Origin of the sequence: Actinomadura soli (assembly GCF_005889715.1) — a bacterium.
Classification (GTDB): domain Bacteria; phylum Actinomycetota; class Actinomycetes; order Streptosporangiales; family Streptosporangiaceae; genus Spirillospora; species Spirillospora soli.
Window position 1 is genome coordinate 1 of record NZ_VCKW01000194.1, and the last position, 16,680, is coordinate 16,680.

Annotated in this window: 11 protein-coding genes and 1 pseudogene; 9 read left to right on the plus strand and 3 right to left on the minus strand. The window is 67.4% G+C overall.

Going from position 1 to position 16,680, the window contains the following annotated elements; all coding sequences use genetic code 11:
• Positions 1-127: 127 nt before the first annotated feature.
• From ETD83_RS29720 to ETD83_RS45770, 3 genes are all read left to right on the plus strand, one after another.
• Positions 128-361 (plus strand): hypothetical protein, encoded by a 234-nt coding sequence (locus ETD83_RS29720; protein ID WP_138648524.1) that lies wholly within the window; start codon positions 128-130, stop codon positions 359-361.
• Positions 362-1,841: 1,480 nt separating this feature from the next.
• Entirely contained in the window at positions 1,842-2,225 is a 384-nt protein-coding gene (locus tag ETD83_RS29725; protein WP_138648525.1) for a hypothetical protein, read from the plus strand.
• 838 nt (positions 2,226-3,063) lie between these two features.
• Positions 3,064-3,888, plus strand: a complete 825-nt coding sequence (locus ETD83_RS45770; protein ID WP_329602987.1) for an ATP-binding protein — start codon at positions 3,064-3,066, stop codon at positions 3,886-3,888.
• A 417-nt stretch (positions 3,889-4,305) separates the two neighbouring features.
• On the opposite strand, the gene ETD83_RS29735 is transcribed toward ETD83_RS45770, so the two are convergent.
• Together ETD83_RS29735 and ETD83_RS29740 are read right to left on the minus strand one after the other, a co-directional pair.
• The gene (locus tag ETD83_RS29735) at positions 4,306-4,635 is read right to left on the minus strand and encodes a hypothetical protein (RefSeq protein WP_138648526.1); all 330 of its coding nucleotides are present in this window, start codon (positions 4,633-4,635) and stop codon (positions 4,306-4,308) included.
• Between the two features lie 273 nt (positions 4,636-4,908).
• On the minus strand, positions 4,909-5,163 hold the full coding sequence (locus ETD83_RS29740; protein ID WP_138648527.1) for a hypothetical protein: 255 nt from the start codon (positions 5,161-5,163) through the stop codon (positions 4,909-4,911).
• A 544-nt stretch (positions 5,164-5,707) separates the two neighbouring features.
• Between ETD83_RS29740 and ETD83_RS29745 the strand changes: the two genes are divergently transcribed.
• Positions 5,708-6,616: a tyrosine-type recombinase/integrase gene (locus ETD83_RS29745; protein WP_171064504.1), complete on the plus strand. Its 909-nt coding sequence runs from the start codon at positions 5,708-5,710 to the stop codon at positions 6,614-6,616.
• An 805-nt stretch (positions 6,617-7,421) separates the two neighbouring features.
• Here the strand turns inward: ETD83_RS29745 and ETD83_RS29750 are convergent.
• Positions 7,422-8,591 (minus strand): UvrD-helicase domain-containing protein, encoded by a 1,170-nt coding sequence (locus tag ETD83_RS29750; protein ID WP_138648529.1) that lies wholly within the window; start codon positions 8,589-8,591, stop codon positions 7,422-7,424.
• A 1,643-nt stretch (positions 8,592-10,234) separates the two neighbouring features.
• On the opposite strand from ETD83_RS29750, the gene ETD83_RS29755 reads away from it, so the two are divergent.
• The 5 genes and pseudogenes from ETD83_RS29755 (at position 10,235) to ETD83_RS29775 (ending at position 16,478) form a co-directional block, all read left to right on the plus strand.
• Positions 10,235-11,407, plus strand: a complete 1,173-nt coding sequence (locus ETD83_RS29755; RefSeq protein WP_138648530.1) for a hypothetical protein — start codon at positions 10,235-10,237, stop codon at positions 11,405-11,407.
• Positions 11,408-11,518: 111 nt separating this feature from the next.
• Positions 11,519-13,906: a Tn3 family transposase gene (locus ETD83_RS29760; protein ID WP_205717956.1), complete on the plus strand. Its 2,388-nt coding sequence runs from the start codon at positions 11,519-11,521 to the stop codon at positions 13,904-13,906.
• Positions 13,907-13,975: 69 nt separating this feature from the next.
• Positions 13,976-14,182 (plus strand): annotated as a pseudogene (locus tag ETD83_RS29765) (Tn3 family transposase); the annotation flags it as partial.
• Positions 14,183-14,421: 239 nt separating this feature from the next.
• Positions 14,422-14,925 carry a cupin domain-containing protein gene (locus ETD83_RS29770; RefSeq protein WP_138648532.1) on the plus strand — a complete coding sequence of 168 codons (504 nt, stop codon included), beginning with the start codon at positions 14,422-14,424 and terminating at the stop codon, positions 14,923-14,925.
• An 89-nt stretch (positions 14,926-15,014) separates the two neighbouring features.
• Entirely contained in the window at positions 15,015-16,478 is a 1,464-nt protein-coding gene (locus ETD83_RS29775) for an MFS transporter (protein ID WP_230421285.1), read from the plus strand.
• Positions 16,479-16,680: the final 202 nt, after the last annotated feature.

Sequence of the window (16,680 nt, forward strand, 5' to 3'; positions counted from 1 at the left end):
GCTACCGGCGGCTGACCATCCGCTACGAACGCCACGGCCATCTGTTCACCGCCTTCCTCACCCTCGCAGCCGCCATCAGCTGCTATAAGAAGCTCGCCAAACCTTCCACATGAGACACCCTCTTAGCGTGTCCCATGCCGAACTGGACACCGACGTCGGGGGGATCGCGCACACCACTCTCCAGATCGGCTCCGAGCACCCGGATTACGTCTGGCTGCGGTCGCTCGCGGTCCCCGAAACGGCGGGGGACCGCCGCCAGATTGAACTGGATCAGTACCTGGCTCAACACCGCCCAGAAGGCGACGCCATGCTGCGCTTGCTCCAACGGCAAACTGGGAAGCGACACCGCTGGGCGAGGTGAGCTCAACTCGCCCAGCGCACGACCTCGTACAGCCTGCGCTCGGGGACCTCACGGGTGGTCTCCCGCACCGCTTCGGCCACCGTCTGATCTACGCGGCTCGTCAGCCCGCCCCAAAGTGTCCTGGATTCGCCACGCGGATCCACAGTCATCAAGGACGACGTTAGGTCTGACGAGTTGGTCTTGCCGCCACCTCCGCTTCTTCCAGTGCCGGTTCCCGGGCCCTCTGCCTTGCTTTCCGAAGTCGTCTCCACGGGCTGGACTTGATCGGGGCGTAGGAGGCGCGAGGTCGTGTTCGGACACGCTTGCACGTAGGCAAGTCCTGCGCTGGAGTTCTGGCGTGCTTGCGCCGCGACGCCTGCTGATCGATGGCCAGCGGCTCTCGCATGTTCTGTCACGAAGCGGAAGCGCCTTGTTCTTCCACGTACGACACTAGGGGTGTGCGGAATACGGTAATAGCCGCGGCTGGCTGGGTAGTTGCGGCCTGTGCCCCTGGGGCTGAGCTACCTCGCATACCGCCACCAAGTGCGTGAAGCTGCGCGGCTCGCTGAGCGAGAGCGCCAACTCGACACGCGGGAAGCAGCCGCGGATAAGCGCGAAATGCTATTGCCGCCTTCATGTTGCCTTCGTTCGTGAACGTTCCCGGCTGCCACTTGGCAATCCTCGATGGACGCTGCGGGGTGATGAACGGCAGCAGTCAGCCAATCAGGGAATTCGCTGCTTGCTACAAAGGCGAGCAACTGACGTTCGACTCGCCTAGCGGGTTTCTGAGCCCTGGCATGATCCGATACACGCGGGTTCCAGCTCGCCTTCTGCCGGACCGACCCCGTCATACAAACACTTTGGTCGGTCGAGTTCACTGATGCCGCCGGCTACCGGTGGCAAAGGCTGGGTGATGGATCGCTACGGCAGGGTACTCAGCGGTGGGACGGCAGCGTCGAGTGGGGAGATGCGCAGAGGCCGGTTATCGAGGTGGCAAATCCCAAGGTCTGGCAACGACCGTCGGAGCCGCTGGCATTGCGGAGCAGGAGCGGATCATCTGACTACCGCGATGGGTGGGGCGACGGCTGCTAACGAGCAAGCGCTTCCCTCGACCCCTCGGCAGGGCGATAGCTCCGTGGTCTTGGCGAGGTTTCGCCGGGCGGTCGGCAGCCGTGACGATGAGGGATCGTCTTGGACGCGGATTGCCAGTGTGTGCGGCGGGGCGGGTGCAGCGCGTGGCGCTGCGAGGGTTGCGGTGCTGGGTCTTAGCCTGATGAGCTGGATTGGGATCTCGGTCTCGCCGAGGTGGCGGGCGAGTGGTGCAGCTGGTGGGGGGCTGCGAGGTTGGTTAGGCCGTCGATCACCACCGCAAGTGGCCTCCCTCGGGTCAGGCCCCTCGTGTTCGTAGGAACGTTGGGGGTCCGGATTTGGCCAGCGGCCGTAGCGCCGAACTGGCTTTCAAGCCGTCAATCGGCTCATAGTGTCGGAAAACATGCACACTATGGCTGGGGTTGCCGCAGCGGACTCCTTCGGGGACTGGATCGGTTTCTTCGGCGCGGTGGCAGGCGTATCAGTGACCTTGTTCTCCGTCATGCTCATCACCTTCCAGGTGAAGTCGACCACCTGGCACAGCTCTTGGCTGAAGCGGGTCGCTGCCATCGCGGCTCTTGCCGAACTGCTCATCCCGCTTCTCACCGCACTCTTCGTGCTCACCGCAACTCATCCGTGGAGACTTGCCGCCTGGATCATCGGCGCCTTGGGCCTGGCCGTGGTCGTCTCACATTGGGTTCTCTACTTCCGAGATCGACATGGGTCACATTGCGGCAGGTTCGACACTGTGCAAGCGCGCCTTGCAGGCCCCTCTTTTGTAAGCTCGCCGCCATGATCATCGGAGGTTCGGCTGGGCCATCTCTCGGCCTGCACATGGTCGGCGGAATCGGCATCTGGCTCCTTCTCTCGGGTGCGATCGAGGCCTGGTGGCTCCTGGAACCAAGGATTGCCGAACCATAGGCCCTTATAATTAGGTGGTGAGGCAGCCCCAGCAGCGGATTATTCCGCCGCTCCGCATCCCGCTGTTCAAGATCGCACCCTTCCGCCAGACCGGCGGCGGTCAGCGCAGTGCTGGCGGTTCTGCTGCGTGAGGAACGCAGCAGAGGAGGAGACGGACAGCGCTGACGGGCTGCCCGGTCCTTCTCGCGGTTCGGATTGGAGCGTTTGGCAGCCACGGCGGAGCGGGAAAGGCCCAGCCCACGCCGAACTAGATCAGGCCCGCGCCGATCATCGACCAGGCGCACTATCCGCGGCGCGAGGACAAGGACGGCGACCGCACTCCCACGGCCACCTCGCCGGAGGAGCCCGCGTTCTTGATGCTCGGGCCCGGAGCGGCGTCTTGGCTGGTCGAGGCAGCCAACACCAGCGTCCGCCGGATGAAGCCCAAGATGGCCGAGGCGGTCAACCTGGCCAAGCTCTACTCGGCCGCCCAGGTCGACCGGGCGCTGGGGCCGCGGCGATCACCGGACGGTTCGCCGACGCCGACCTGCTGTCGATCCTGGACTACCAGGTCGGACGCGAGGCCGCCAAACCGAGCCGAGCCTCCAAAGCTCCCAGCCTCTAGCCCGGAACCTCCGCCTGGGCCTCCTTCGGGCGGGCCGCCGCTGGTCCCGCCGAGCCCACCACCGAGACCGCCATGACTCTTGAGGACAACGCCTGATGGCCACTCCGCTGTGCTTCGTTCCCGGCTCCAACGGCGGGTCGTCCGCGTCCTGCTCGCCGAAGAAGCCGCCAGCCGCGACCGCGCCAACCTGCATATTCGCCGCAAGCGAGCCGGGTTCCCCGCGGGCAAGACCTTCGGCGACTGGGACGAGACCGCCTCCTCCATCCCGCGCCCCACCCAGGACGCGCTCAAGAGTCTGGAATGGGTGCGCCGCCGCAAGAATCTGTGCATCTGCGGCCCGTCCGGAATCGGCAAGAGCCACTTCAGCGAAGTACTCGCCCAGACCGCTGTCGAGGCCGGCATGACCGTGACCTGGTTCAACACCGAGGACCTCGGCGCCCTGGTCCGCCGGCACCGCGCCGACGACTCCATCGCCCGCGCGCTGACCCGCATCATCCGCACGGACCTGATGATCATCGACGACATGGGGCTCCTGCCGGTCTCGCCGGACGCCGCCGAAGGCTTCTATCGCTTGGTCGACGCCGCCTATGAACGCCGCACCCTGGCCGTCACTCCAACCTCCACCCGTCGAAAGCGCACATGTTCGCGCGAAGGTGTGCAAGGTGGCGCCGAAACCTCACACGTTCGAGAACGGTCTATGCGGTTGTGGCTGGTGCGGGACCTGTCGCTACGACCCGTTCAGGCATGTGTGCCGGAAATCGATCGCGTGCTACGGGTCGTGGAGGTGGTTGCGGGCGGCTGCGGTGAACTCGTCAAGTGCGGCGGTGTGTGCCTGCAACGCGGTTCTCACTTCCTCAAGAGAGGTCTCATGGGCGAGGTGTCGAAGGCAGATTCTGGCGTAGTTCCGGGTTCTGGCTTCGACGGCTTGGGCTAGCTCGTAAAGATCGGATGGTCCTTCGAGTTGGACAGCAATGGTTGCGCGGCGGAGTGGCCCGCCTCCATGGTCCTGTTCTGCGAGCCTCCAATCCATGATTCGGGTGGATGGCGCCGGAACTCCTTGTTGGTCAGATTGCCGGTAGTGTGTGTCATACCAGCCCTCGGTTAGCTGGAAATGATCTCGGGCAGTGTTGATCAAGGTGATGCTGGTCTCCCGTCGATGAGTACGACACCACTGGTCGATCTCGGCGGTCGTCCTCTCGCGGGCGGTTTTCAACGCAGCGCTAGGTAAATGCGCTGGTCAAGGTAGTGCCGCCAGCACCTATGGCGGCCCCGATGATGGCCGCTAGACCTGCGTCCATATCAATCCTCGATGTCGCGTGATCGCTCGAAGGGCAGGATCATGTGCTGCACCTCATCGTCTCCGTTCGCGCTCGTCGAGGAGACGCCCTTCATCGACGCGATCGGCGAGATAGATCATGACGCCCCCGGGATCCATTCCAAATGCCGCCGCAACGAGCTTGGGGTCCATGGTGTTGACCAGGTCGACCAGGCGGGTGGAGCGGACCATGCGGGGCGGCACGCCGGATGGGTCGAGGAGGTGACTGACATAGGCGATGGAGGCCGGTGCCTTCCCGGCCTTGGTTCCGCGGGTCACCATGACGTGGGGATTGCCGGTCTGCAGGATGTCGCGATGGTCCAGGCAGCGCTGCAGCACGTTCCAGCTGGCGGGGTCGAGGGGCACTGGATGCGGGCGCTTTCCGAGCTGGACCGGCCGATGGGAGCGTCGCCAATCCCTGACGCGCCAGTCGACAGGACGGTCCCGTCGACCAACCCGAGCCCGTTCCAGCGGGCGAGAAATGCCCGCCGAGCCCGTGCCCGGCCCATGTGCTCTTGGCGGAGCGCGGCCAGTCCAGCGCGGACCAGCCCGCACCGCTGGTAGTCCGGCAGCGTGTAAGGCTGCTCGACCCAGCCGATCCCGCACCGGCGGCAGACCTGATAGTCGACCTCGAACACATTAGGCCGCGGGCGCTGCAACCGGGGCCCGGCGGCAGCCGCCTGGGGCGATGCAAGGGTGGCGGGGGAGGGGCTTGCGGAGACGGTCCAGGTCTTCGGGGCAGCCGTCCCCGTATCGGACGAGCAGCAGGGGCACCACGATCGCGAGGACGATCAGTCCCGTGTCGAGCTGTTGCAGGTCGCGGTCGGTGTAGGCCTCGCGGCGTGCACGGCGCGAGGCCAAGCCCGGGTCGTCCCCGGACTCCGAGCAGATCACGGCGTGAGAGCACGTAGTCGGCGCGCTGGACGGTCAGCGGCGTGCTATCCGAGGCGATCAGCGTCCGAAACTCTGGTGCTCGAACCGGGTGTAGCTATCCACCTTCGCCATCGTCCGGATCTCTGCCCCTGACGTCCCCTTTTGACGCTCTTCCGGTCCGCGCCCTCCGGTCCTGAGGCAATGAGATGGGTAGCCAATGAGCGGAGGTCGTGGGTCGCATGCCAGCCTCGTGACGGAGCATGGACAAAGTTCACGCGCGTCTCTGGGATGGCGCGTCTGCGGACCATCATGGGGGTGAGACAAACGTTCGGGCGGGTGTTCGGGGAGCCCAGTCTGTCCCGGTCTCTTCCGGACATGGACTGTTAAGCTCCGCTCCGGAAATCGGCGGCGCATCCCAGGATCTTGGGGGGAGATGGCTGTAGTGACGGCGACCGCGGCGGTGAGTCTCGCGTCGAGCACGGCGATAACCGACATGGCCCGGTTGGCGGCGATACCTGTGCGGGGGACGCCGCCGGTGCGGACCCCTGCGGAGTTGGCGAGTCTGATGCGGGCTTCGGGCCTGCCTGAGCGGGCGCTGCAGGCGACCGCGGTGTGGCTGGTATCAGGGCGGCGCGAGTCCGACCACACCCGCGCCGCCTACGTCCGCGATGTCGGCTGGTGGGTGGCCTGGTGCGCCGCGGTAGGCGTGGATGCCGCTGAGCCGCCGACATCGGCGGCGGACCTGTACATGGCCGAGTTGGCCGCCTCAGGTCTGGCCCGGGCGACCATCGGCCGCCGGGTCGCGGCCGTCTCGTCGTGGTACACCTACCTGGTCCGCGAACAGGGCGCGGCTACCAACCCGTTCGACGGAGCCGAACGGCCCCGGCTGGACACCGCTGCGTCGGCCACGCGCGCCCTGTCTCGCGAGCAGATGACGGCGGTGCTGGCGCACGCAGCCGAGCATGAAACGGCACGCACCCAGGCGCTGCTGTGGCTGATGTTCGCCACCGCCGGCCGGATCGGGTCGCTGTTGTCGGCCCGCATCGAGGACCTCGGGCAGGACCGCGGCCACCAGGTCATCGACCTGACGGTCAAGGGCGGCACCATCAAGAGGTTCGCGGTCCCGCCCGCGGCGCTGGCCGCGATCGAGCACTACCTCAACGAGCGCGGACATCCCGAAACCGGCCCGCTCTTCGTCACCCGCACCAGCCGGGCGCTCGGCCAGCCTTATGCGTGGAAACTGGTCAACCGTGTCGCCCGGGCCACCGGCATCACCCACACCATCTCCCCGCACTCCTTTCGCCACACCGCGATCACCATCGCGCTCAGCGACGGCAGGCCCCTGCACGTCGTGCAGGACTTCGCCGGACACGCCGACCCCCGCACCACCCGCCGCTACGACCGCGCCCGCAACTCCCTGGACCGCTCACCTGCCTATCAACTCGCCGCCTCCGTCACCCCTGAATCCACCTAACCTTAAAACTCCGGTACGGCGCAGAAGGTAAGCGTGAGGACCGTCAAGGCCTTCGGTCCACACGCGCGGTGAGCCCGGAACCACGGACGCCGCTGGACGTGCTTGACACCCACCCAGGTAGAAAGCTCCTCGACATCCCCGCAACTGCCCCGGACAGGGCGCGTGGAACAGCGGGGATGCTTGATTCAAGCTCCGTGAAGCCGACGCCGGAACTCGGCGCTCCCAGCTGAGCGTGGACCGTTGCTATCTCTCGACTGCGTGAATGATCGAGTCTCGTACGAAGAGTTTCTCCACCCGGTCGAGATGCCGTTGGGGGCTGCGATTATGAGGAGTTCCTGCGCCCGGGACCCGGCTGTGTACAGGACCCGGCGCGGTTCGCTGTCGGTGCCTGCCTCCCAGTCGTCCAGGACAGTGTGCTGCCGCTTTTCATCTCCGACATCATGAGCGCGACTCCGCGATTCTCGCGACCCTTGACCCGGTGGACGGTGGAGGTGGCGAGTCCTTCTTGTTGCCTGGTGGACATCAGTTTGTTCCACTCGTCTGCCGGCGGCGCTCTGAAGGTGTTACTCAGATTTGCGGGCGGGGCGTGGTGGCCCCAGTCGGTTGAGGCCAGGCTGGTTCGCACAGCGTAGGCGTAGGCGTCCATGCCGACCGGGTCGAGGGTGGTGGCGATTCTGATGGCAATGTCCCGCAGCCACCGAGGGTCGATGTCCTCCTCCTGGCAAACACGCTCGTGTGTTCGTTGGCCGGGGTCGATGCCCAGGACGCTGTCCACGATCAGCTTTTCGACCTTGGCGACAGCTGATTATCGGCTTTTGGTGTCGAAAGCGTGCGATCGGAGTTGCCGGCCCGCGTCGGCGATGGCGAGCACGCGATTGGACGACAAGCTGAACGCTGTCTTACCCACGGCTTTCAGTCCGTCTTTTTCACGGTGGGAGAGGATCACGAGGTCTGATGCCGATATGCCGTGCCGCTCGCCGAGTGCGAGTACGCGCGGGGCTATGGTGGTGGGCTGGACGTAGCCGATCAGGTACACCGGAGTGGTGATGTTCACGCGGTGACCTGGAGCTCTTTCGGTCATGGGGCCGGACCGCAGCGCGTTGTTGAAGCTGCACACCGCGGGGGAGCTGCGGAAGTTCTCGGTCATCTCCAGCTTTGAGGGCAGGCGCGCTCCAAAAGCGGTGACTTGGTCGGGGAGAGCGCGCCGGAACTCGAAGATCGACTGGTCGAGGTCGCCGACCATGACCACGATCACGCCGCGTCGGCGAAGGAAGTCCAAGGTCATGAGTTCTGGTTGGCCGCAGTCCTGAGCCTCATCGACGATGATCTCGGTAAAGCGGATTCCGACCAGGCGCTTCAGTGTGTCCGGGCCGTTGGCGCGGGTGAGGAAGCGGGATGTCAGAACCCGGGCCGCTTCGCAGGTCACCGTTCCGGCTCTCAGGAACCGGAGGTAGGACTCGCTGGCCCGCTTTTCTATCTCGCTGCGATGGAGCGTCAGCAGCTCTTTGAATTCGTCGCTGACGGGCGGTGGGATCTCATCGATCCTAAGGGTGGCGGCCCCGTCGGCGGAGTAGTCGAACCAGGAGAGTCTAATAGGTGATTGAGGGCCGGTGTAGCGATGAGTGAACTTGGCACTCTTCAACTCGTCCCAGCTCTGAATATACCGGGGGTGGATCTTGTAGACGTGCGGGAAGAGCGGTGTGACGATGAACCGGTGTAGGAAGCCCTCGAACGTGCCAAGAAAGTTCGGTGCACGAAACGCCTCAACACGGTCGACGCACCGCATCCTGATCTCGTCGATCGCGGTACTGGTGAAGGACACCAAGGCCACGCCCTTGCGCGGTTCCTGCTGCGTCCGCCAGAGGAACCGCTCGACGATCGCTCTGGTCTTGCCCGCGCCCGGGCAGGCCATCGCGAACGTACTGGACGATGCGGTGGCCAGAGTCTTCTGCGCCTCACTGAGCAGCGTTGTCATGTGCCACCGTCGTGGATTGCCTCAGGACCCACAGGACTGCATCGCGCAGGTAGGCAGGCGCGCTGAACGAATGCCCCTCCTCGATGGCGATAGCCACCTCGTGAGCGAATTCACCCTTGCTAATGAATTTCTTGTTCTTGCGGAGTTTCCGATAGAACGCTGCGGTCGGATCTGGGCTCGAGGTGATTTCCTTCCAGGTCTTCTGTGACCTGCGATGCTGCTTCAGGTATGCGGTCCGAAGGACCCGGCTCGTTGCCGGGAGGGGTCAGCAGGTCAGCCTCCAGGGTGTGCGGGGCCTCGCCGACGAAAAGGCAATCGGCTGCGCCGAACGACTCTGCGTGCTCGATCAGACGGACACCTCGGCATCCGGCGCGCCCACCCGACCAGATGCTCGTCAAAGCCAGCGGGACACGCCACGATGACAAGCAAGAGCAGGAAGGTTCCACCGGCCGTACGACACGCCCACACATCCAGGGAGCAGGGATGCGCGGTAAGCCGTCTCGAGGTCGTCACCAGCAGCAATACCAACAGCGACTACTGGAACGACACGCCGACGCCGTCGCCCACGCGCGCTCCCTGACTGACACAGACCTGGCGGACGAGCAAATGTGCCGCAACCTGGCCTTGTGGGTCCGCGCGTACCGACACGACCACCGCGGACAGGCCCCGCTTGGTCCCTCATCGCCCAACGCGCCCGTCCGACATTGCCCGACGCGGCACCGTCGGACCCAACATCCTCCAACGCGACACCGCCGAACGCGGACGTAAAAGCCCCCCAAGTACCTGCTGCTACACGCCTACACCGTGAGGCTGCTGACCGGCCTCAAACAGCGCCGCTGGCTGAAACCACGACCGCCGCCCCGGCTCCACACGGCAAGGATCGCGCCTGTACGAAGAAGACCCCTTCCGAGCAAAGAGGAAAGGTGCACCGCCTACTACGCCGCAGCCGAGTGATCAGAACCGGGCGGCCTGCTTCACGGTGACCTCCAGGACTGAGCTAGAGGACCCAGCCCCAACCTCGCCAACGAAGACGACCACCACAGAAGAACACTACAAAAGATGCATCGCCAACATGCGATAGAGTATAGTTAATTGCGAACTTCGCATTAAACATTACTTCTTGAAAAGAGAATGTCGAACGCCTTCACGCCACCGTATGCAGTTCACAGACCGGCGAGCGGGGCTTACAGTGAAGCGCCACCGGATGGAGTGTGCTCTAGGTCACTGACGTGCCCTGACGAGACAACCGACAGGAGATGACGAAGTCCCTGGACAAAACACTGCAGAGTCGCAGCGGGCAGAGCGGGCAGCAGCGCCACGGACCCGGCGATCGGATCGGGGCCGGACACCTGCCCTGGGAGGACACGCGACGCCGGGACGCCGGACGGGACGGAAGCCGCGGGCATCACCTCCCCGGCCACCACTCGCGGCGGCGCCTCCTGCGGTGTGCTCATGCGCTGCCTTCCTGCCGGGCCGTGGTGGAGCGAAGGTCCGCGATGCGCCGTCGTCGCGACGGGACACCAGGATAACTGTTGTTATCCCGGACCCAAAGCTATCGCGATCCAACGCTTTTCACGTGTCGCTTTAATGATTTCGCGTGTAACTACGCGATTAAATGAGTGGGCGACAGTAGGGTGAGGCGGGTGAGCAGCGAAGACATCGCCGCGGCGGGTTCCGGCGTCCCGGAGGCGGATCAGCGACCTGGTCGGCAGGAGGTGCTCGGGGAACCGGTGGCGTCTCCGGGCGCGATGCCCGAGGACGGTCCGGCGCGTCCGGGCGGGGAGTGCGCGTTGGCCGGTTGCACGCAGCCGCTGCCGCCGCCTGGACGCGGCCGTCCGGCCAAGTACTGCGGCAAGGCCCACGCCGACCAGGCCAGCCGGGACCGCCGCGCCGCCGACGCCGCCGCGGTGGACGAACCACTCCGCCGCGCCGAAGCGCTCGCAGGACGGCTCCCCGACGCCATCGGCGGGCTGCAGGAGCAGCTCACCGCCCTGACCGAAGCCCTGGCCCAGGCGCAGAGCGGCGCACTGGCCCGGGTCCAGCGGGCCGAGGCCGAGGCCGTCGCCGCCCGGCAGGCCGAGGCAGACGCCGACGCCCGCGCGGCGGAGGCCGACCGCGCCCGGGCCCGCGCGGACGCGGACGCGGTGGACGCCGTCCGGGCCCGGCGGGCCGCGGAGCAGGAGGCCGAGCGTGATCGCGCGGCCCTGGAGCGGGTCCGCGCCGACGCCGCCGAGACGGTCGCCGCGCATGCACAGCTCCGCGACGCCGCGCGCGAGGGCCAGGCCGCCGCGGAGGCCGCCCGGGACGCCAAGGTCGCCGAGTTGCGCGAGACCCGCCAGGCCCATGAGCAGGACCTGGCCCGCCGCGACGCGGCCGCCCGAGCCGAGGCCGGCCGGTTGGACGCCGCACGGGCCGATCTCACCCGCACGATCGATGCCCTGACCGCCGCGCGGGAGGCGCTGGCCACCGCCGGCGGCGAGGCCCGCGCCGAGCGAGCCCGCGCGGAGGCCGCCGAGCACGCCCGCGACGTCGCGCTCGACCGCCGGGTACAGGACCTCCAGGCCGCCGCCGATCTCGCCGCCGGCGAGGCGGCCGACGCGCGGGCCTCACTGGCGGCCTGCCAGGCGGTGTCCGACCGGCTCGAAACCGCGCTGTCGGCCGCCCGCGCGGAAGCGGCCGAGCAGCGCGAACGCGCCGCCCGCGCCGAGGCCGCCGCAGTCGCCGCGCAGCGCTTGGGTGATGACCGGCGTAACCAGGACGACCGGTCCGCTCCGCAGCCCGAGGACCCGCCCGGCGGCGCCCGGCAGCCCACCTGATCCCGGGCGGGCACACGCGAGGCGGCCGCGTCGATCAGCAAGTTCAAGGAGCGGCTGGCGCTGCTGGCCGACATCGACGCGCTCGGACCGACCGAGGAGTGGCTGAACGGCGTGCCGCCCGGGAAGATTGCGCACTTCGCCGGGGAGGCGCGGGTCACGGACGTCGCGGACCTGAAGAAAGTCACGAATGAGGACAAGAGGCTGACGCTGATTGTGGCGTTGGTGCACTCGGTCCGGAGCGGGGTCCGTGACGACGTGGTGACGATGTTCTGCAAGCGGATGGCCGCGATCCACAAGAAGGGCCGCGACCAGCTGGAGAACCTCAGGGAGCAGCACCGGGCCGAGTCCGAGCGGCTGCTGGGCGTGTTCGGCGACGTCCTGTCAGCCGTCCGGGACGCCACCACCCCACCCGAGGCCGAGGAGACGCCGCCCGTAGCGGTCGAGGAGCAGGCGGTACCGGATCCGCAGGTGACGGCGGAGACGGCCGGTCGGCTGGTGCTGAAGACGCTGGAGAAGGCGGGCGGATTGGAGGCGCTGGCCACCGCTCATGAGACGGTGTCGGCGCATCACGGCAACAACTATCTGCCGCTGCTGGACCAGCACTACCGGTCGCATCGCTCTGCACTGTTCACACTGGTCAACGCGGTCGACTTGGTGTCGACCAGCGCGGATCGCAACATGATCGACGCTGTGGAGTTCCTGAAGGAACTGCGCGCTGCGAAGGCAGCGTTCGTGCCGGAGCGGTTGGCGGTGGCTCGGCCCGGACCCGACGGCCAGGACGTCGAGGTGACGTTGTCGATCAATGTCGAGGGCTTCGCGTCGGGCATGTGGAAGAAGATCCTGCGGGACAAGGGCCGGCCGGGCATGCTGGTGCGCCGCCATCTCGAGGTGTGCGTGTTCTCCTACCTGGTGTCTGAGCTGCGGTCCGGCGACATGGCGGTGGAGGGGTCGGACTCCTACGCCAACCTGCACGACCAGTTGCTGTCGTGGGAGGAGTGCGCGCCGCTGGTCGCCAAGTTCTGCGCCCAGGCCGGGATCCCGGCCGAGCCGAAGAGGCTGACGGCGTTCTTCAAGAACAAGCTCACCACCATCTCCAAGGGCGTCGACACCGGGTATCCGTCGAACACCGACCTGGTGTTGGAGGGCGGCCGACCGATGCTGAAACGCCGTAAGGGCGTCGAACGGCGTCCGGAGGCGCTCGCGCTGGAGGCTGCTATCCACGAGCGGCTGCCGCAGCGGGCGCTGCTGGACATCCTGACTCGCACCGCCTATCTCCTCGGCTGGCACCACCACTTCGGCCCGGCCTCCGGATCCGACCCGAAGATCAAAGAAGCCCTCGCCCGGTACGTGCTGACGGTCTTCGCGCACGGCACCCTGCTGGGCCCGACCCAGGTCGCCGCGCACATGCGCGGGAAGGTCAGCGTGCACGAGCTGACCTTGGCCGGGAACGAGCACACCAACGCCACCAAGATCGAAAAGGTGTCGGCGACGGTCATCAATGCCTTCAGCAAGTTGGATGTGGCCAGCGTGTGGGGCGACGGCAAGACGGTCGCGGCCGACGGGTCGCAAATCGACACGTGGGAGAACAACCTCCTGGCCGAGACCTCGATCCGGTACGGCGGGTACGGCGGAATCGCCTACCGGCGCGTCTCCAACACCTACGTCGCCCTGTTCAGCCACTTCATCCCGTGCGGGGTGTGGGAGGCGGTCTACATCATCGAGGGCCTGCTGAAGAACACCTCCGACGTGCAGCCCGACACGATCCACGCAGACACCCAAGGCCAGTCGCTGCCGGTCTTCGGCCTGGCCGCGCTGATGGGGTTCGACCTGCTGCCCCGCATCCGCAACTGGCACGACCTGGTGTTCTACCGGCCGACCGAGACCACCAGCTACGCCCACATCGACGCGCTGTTCGGCGAGGAGGCCGTCGACTGGGACCTGATCGAGACGCACTGGACCGACCTGCTGCGGACCGCGATCTCGATCCGGGACAACAAGATGTCGTCGGTCACGCTGCTGCGCCGGCTGGGCAACCACTCCCGCAAGAACCGCCTGTACCGGGCGTTCCGCGAGCTCGGCCGCGCGACCCGCACGATCACGCTCCTGCGGTACCTGTCTGGCCCCGCGTTGCGCGAGCAGATCACCCTGGCCACCAACCGGAACGAGGCCTTCCACGGGTTCGCCGACTGGCTGATGTTCGGCGGCAAGCTCATCGGCCACAACGACCCCGACTACCAGGAGAAAGTGATCAAGTCCAACGAGTTGCTGGCCAACTGCGTCATGTACTCCACCGCCTGCGACATCACCGACGCCGCCAACGACATCGCCGCCGACGGCCGGCCCGTCGACCCCGACGACCTGGCCACCATGTCCCCCTACATCACCTCCACCGTCCGCCGGTTCGGGAACTGGACCCTCAACCTCACCCCGCCCGACGACCAGCCGAACACCCGCCTCGATCTGGAGGCCCGAGTGCTGTTCGCGCCCACCCCCGCCTGACTTCCCCGCAACCACTGAAGACCGAGGATTTCTGAGGAATCTAGGCGTCCTCCTCCCAACCGTGGCCCCGCCCTGGACATCATGAACGTGGTCCGGCAGTTGGTGGCCGAGGGCTGGCCCATCACCGCCGACCAGCTCGCCGCCCTGTCGCCGTACCTGCGCTCCCACATCACCCGGTTCGGGGCCTACGCCACTGACGAGCTCGCGCACAAGCCCGCCGCGTTCAACCCCGTGCTGGCCGAGGTCGACTTCTCCGCCTTGGACCTGGCGGCGTAACGGCGTCGTCCAGGTGGGCTGATGGTCGAGCCGGCGAGCGCGCGCCCGCCACCCGCGACACGGGGCTTGGAGCGCCGCATATCTGTGGTGGTGGCCGCGTTCAACGCCCTCCAAGGACGCGAAATTGACCCATGAGTGTCGCGATTGAATGAACCATGTCTTGGGTCTTTGTGCGCCGTAGATTCGTCGGTGTCAGCAAGAAGGGCCTGGTGAGCCGGGCCGGACACCCAGGAGAACCCATGAACGCTGTTACGAACCAGCCGACCGCCCCCGTCTTGGTCCGCGCCGCGGACGCCGAGTCCCTGCAGGACGGCGCGACAAGTCTGATCACGCTGCTGGCCGACGCGGGTGCGACCGGCGGCGCGCTCACCGCCAACAAGGCCACCTTCCAGAAGGGGTCGCCGGGCGCTCCCGCGCACTTCCACACCAAGGCCACCGAGATGTTCTTCGTCCTGGACGGCGCGATGCGCATTCTGGTGGACGAGGAGATCGTGACCTTGGGCAAGGGCGATTTCCTCACCGTCCCGCCGACCGTGCCGCACGCGTTCGCGCCCGCTCCCGGTAGTGAGGCCGAGATGCTGGTGGTCTTCACCCCCGGCCTGCACCGCTTCGACTACTACCGGCTGCTGGAGCGCGTCTACCGGGGCGAAGCCACGGTGCAGGACATCCGCGACAGCTCGCAGCAGTACGACAACCACTACTTCGACAGCCCCGTGTGGGCCAAGGCGCTCGCCCAGCGCTGAACCCGCAGCCGGGCCGTGTGTCCCAGCGGCCCCGCCCGGCACCACTCCCCGTACCTTCTCTGGAAAGCAGCCTCCTCATGCCCTCGACCATGCCCCAGGCGCCCCGGCGACGCCGCCCGGGAGCGATCCTGGCGCTGCTGGCGTTCGCCCAGTTGATCATCTCGATCGACTACAACATCGTGTACGTCGCGCTGCCGGAGATCGGCTCCGGCCTCGGCTTCTCCGCACAGCACCTGCAGTGGGTGATCAGCGCGTACGCCGTCGCGTTCGGTGGCTTCCTGCTGCTCGGCGGGCGGGCGAGTGATCTGCTCGGACCGCGGCGGATGTTCACCGTCGGCCTCGTGCTGTACGCGGTCTCCTCCCTGCTGGGCGGTCTGGCCGAGTCGGCCGCCGTGCTGGTCGCGGCCCGGGCCGCGCAGGGGGTCGGTGGCGCGTTCCTGTTCCCCGCGACACTCACCCTGGTCTCCACGAAGTTCGCCCAGGGACGCGAGCGCAACCGGGCGTTCGCGGTGTGGGGCACGGCGGGCGGCAGCGGGATGATCCTCGGCTCACTGCTCGGGGGCGTGCTGACGGAGGCGTTCGGCTGGGAGTCGGTGTTCTTCGTCAACGTGCCCCTCGCCGGTGCCGCCGCGCTGCTCGCCCTCGTGTTGATCGCACCGGACGCGCCGCGTGCCGGCGGCCGCTCGATGGACGTCGCGGGGGCGCTGACCTCGACGATCGGTATCACGGCCGTGGTGTTCGCCCTGGTGCAGGGACCGGAGTCCGGATGGCTGTCGCCCGGCGTGCTGGCCACCGCGCTCGCGGGCGCGGTCCTGTTCGCGGTGTTCGTCGTGGTCGAACGGCGCAGCGCCGACCCGCTGCCGCCGCTGCGCCTGTTCACCAACCGCAACCTGAGCGTGGGGACGGTCGTCACGTTCTTGTACATGGGCACCTTCGGCACCCTGCTGTACTTCCTGACCGTGTACTTCCAGGGCGTGCACGGCCACGACGCGCTGACCACCGGGCTGGCGTTCCTGGTGCCGATGGCCGCCATCGCGGTCGGCTCGCAGACCGCGGGCAGGCTGGCCACCCTGCACGGGATCCGGCCGGTGCTGGTCGCCGCGCTCACGGTGGGCGGTCTCGGCGCTGTGATCGTCGCCGCAACGATGGCGACCGGTGCCTCGTACGTCGCGCTGATCCCCGGCCTGGTCGTGCTCGGGGTCGGTCAGGGCGCCGGGTACACCCTGATGTTCGGCGCCGCCGCGCTCGGGGTGGCCGCCGCAGACCAGGGCATCGCCTCGGGCGTCGCCTCCACCAGCCAGCAGGTCGGCGGCGCGGTCGGCCTAGCGCTGCTGGTGGCGGTCGCCAACGCGGGCCTGGACGGACTCGGCGGCCAATCGCTGCGCGCCGCGACGACCCACGGGCTGCGCACCGCGATGTTGATCGCGGCGGCGGGCATCGCGGCGACCGCGCTGGTCGCACTCGGCCTACGCAAACCCAGCATCAAGCAGAACACCGCGCAGGTCACCGAGCACGAAGCGCAGGCCGGCGGCCGCCCGGCCGTGCACGTCTGACCGGCACAGATCCAGTGTGGTGCCGCCCCCGTTCCGGGGCGGCACCACACTTCGGCGTCCTGGGCCACTTCCGGCGGGCGCGGCGCGCGGCTCAGGCGTCGGGGGGTGGTGGCAGGGCGCGGCACAGCGCGTCGAGCGCCGGCCGGTAGCGGTGCTCGGGCGGTGTGGCGTGCCCGACGACCAGCCCGTCCCGGTGGGGTTG

What these genes read in the sequence shown, in the direction of transcription:
- ETD83_RS29725 (WP_138648525.1), top strand. Translation starts at nt 1,842, where the DNA reads ATGGCTGGGGTTGCCGCAGCGGACTCCTTCGGGGACTGGATCGGTTTC.
- ETD83_RS29745 (WP_171064504.1), top strand. Translation starts at nt 5,708, where the DNA reads ATGCGGGCTTCGGGCCTGCCTGAGCGGGCGCTGCAGGCGACCGCGGTG.
- ETD83_RS29750 (WP_138648529.1), bottom strand. Translation starts at nt 8,591, where the DNA reads ATGACAACGCTGCTCAGTGAGGCGCAGAAGACTCTGGCCACCGCATCG.
- ETD83_RS29770 (WP_138648532.1), top strand. Translation starts at nt 14,422, where the DNA reads ATGAACGCTGTTACGAACCAGCCGACCGCCCCCGTCTTGGTCCGCGCC.
- ETD83_RS29775 (WP_230421285.1), top strand. Translation starts at nt 15,015, where the DNA reads ATGCCCCAGGCGCCCCGGCGACGCCGCCCGGGAGCGATCCTGGCGCTG.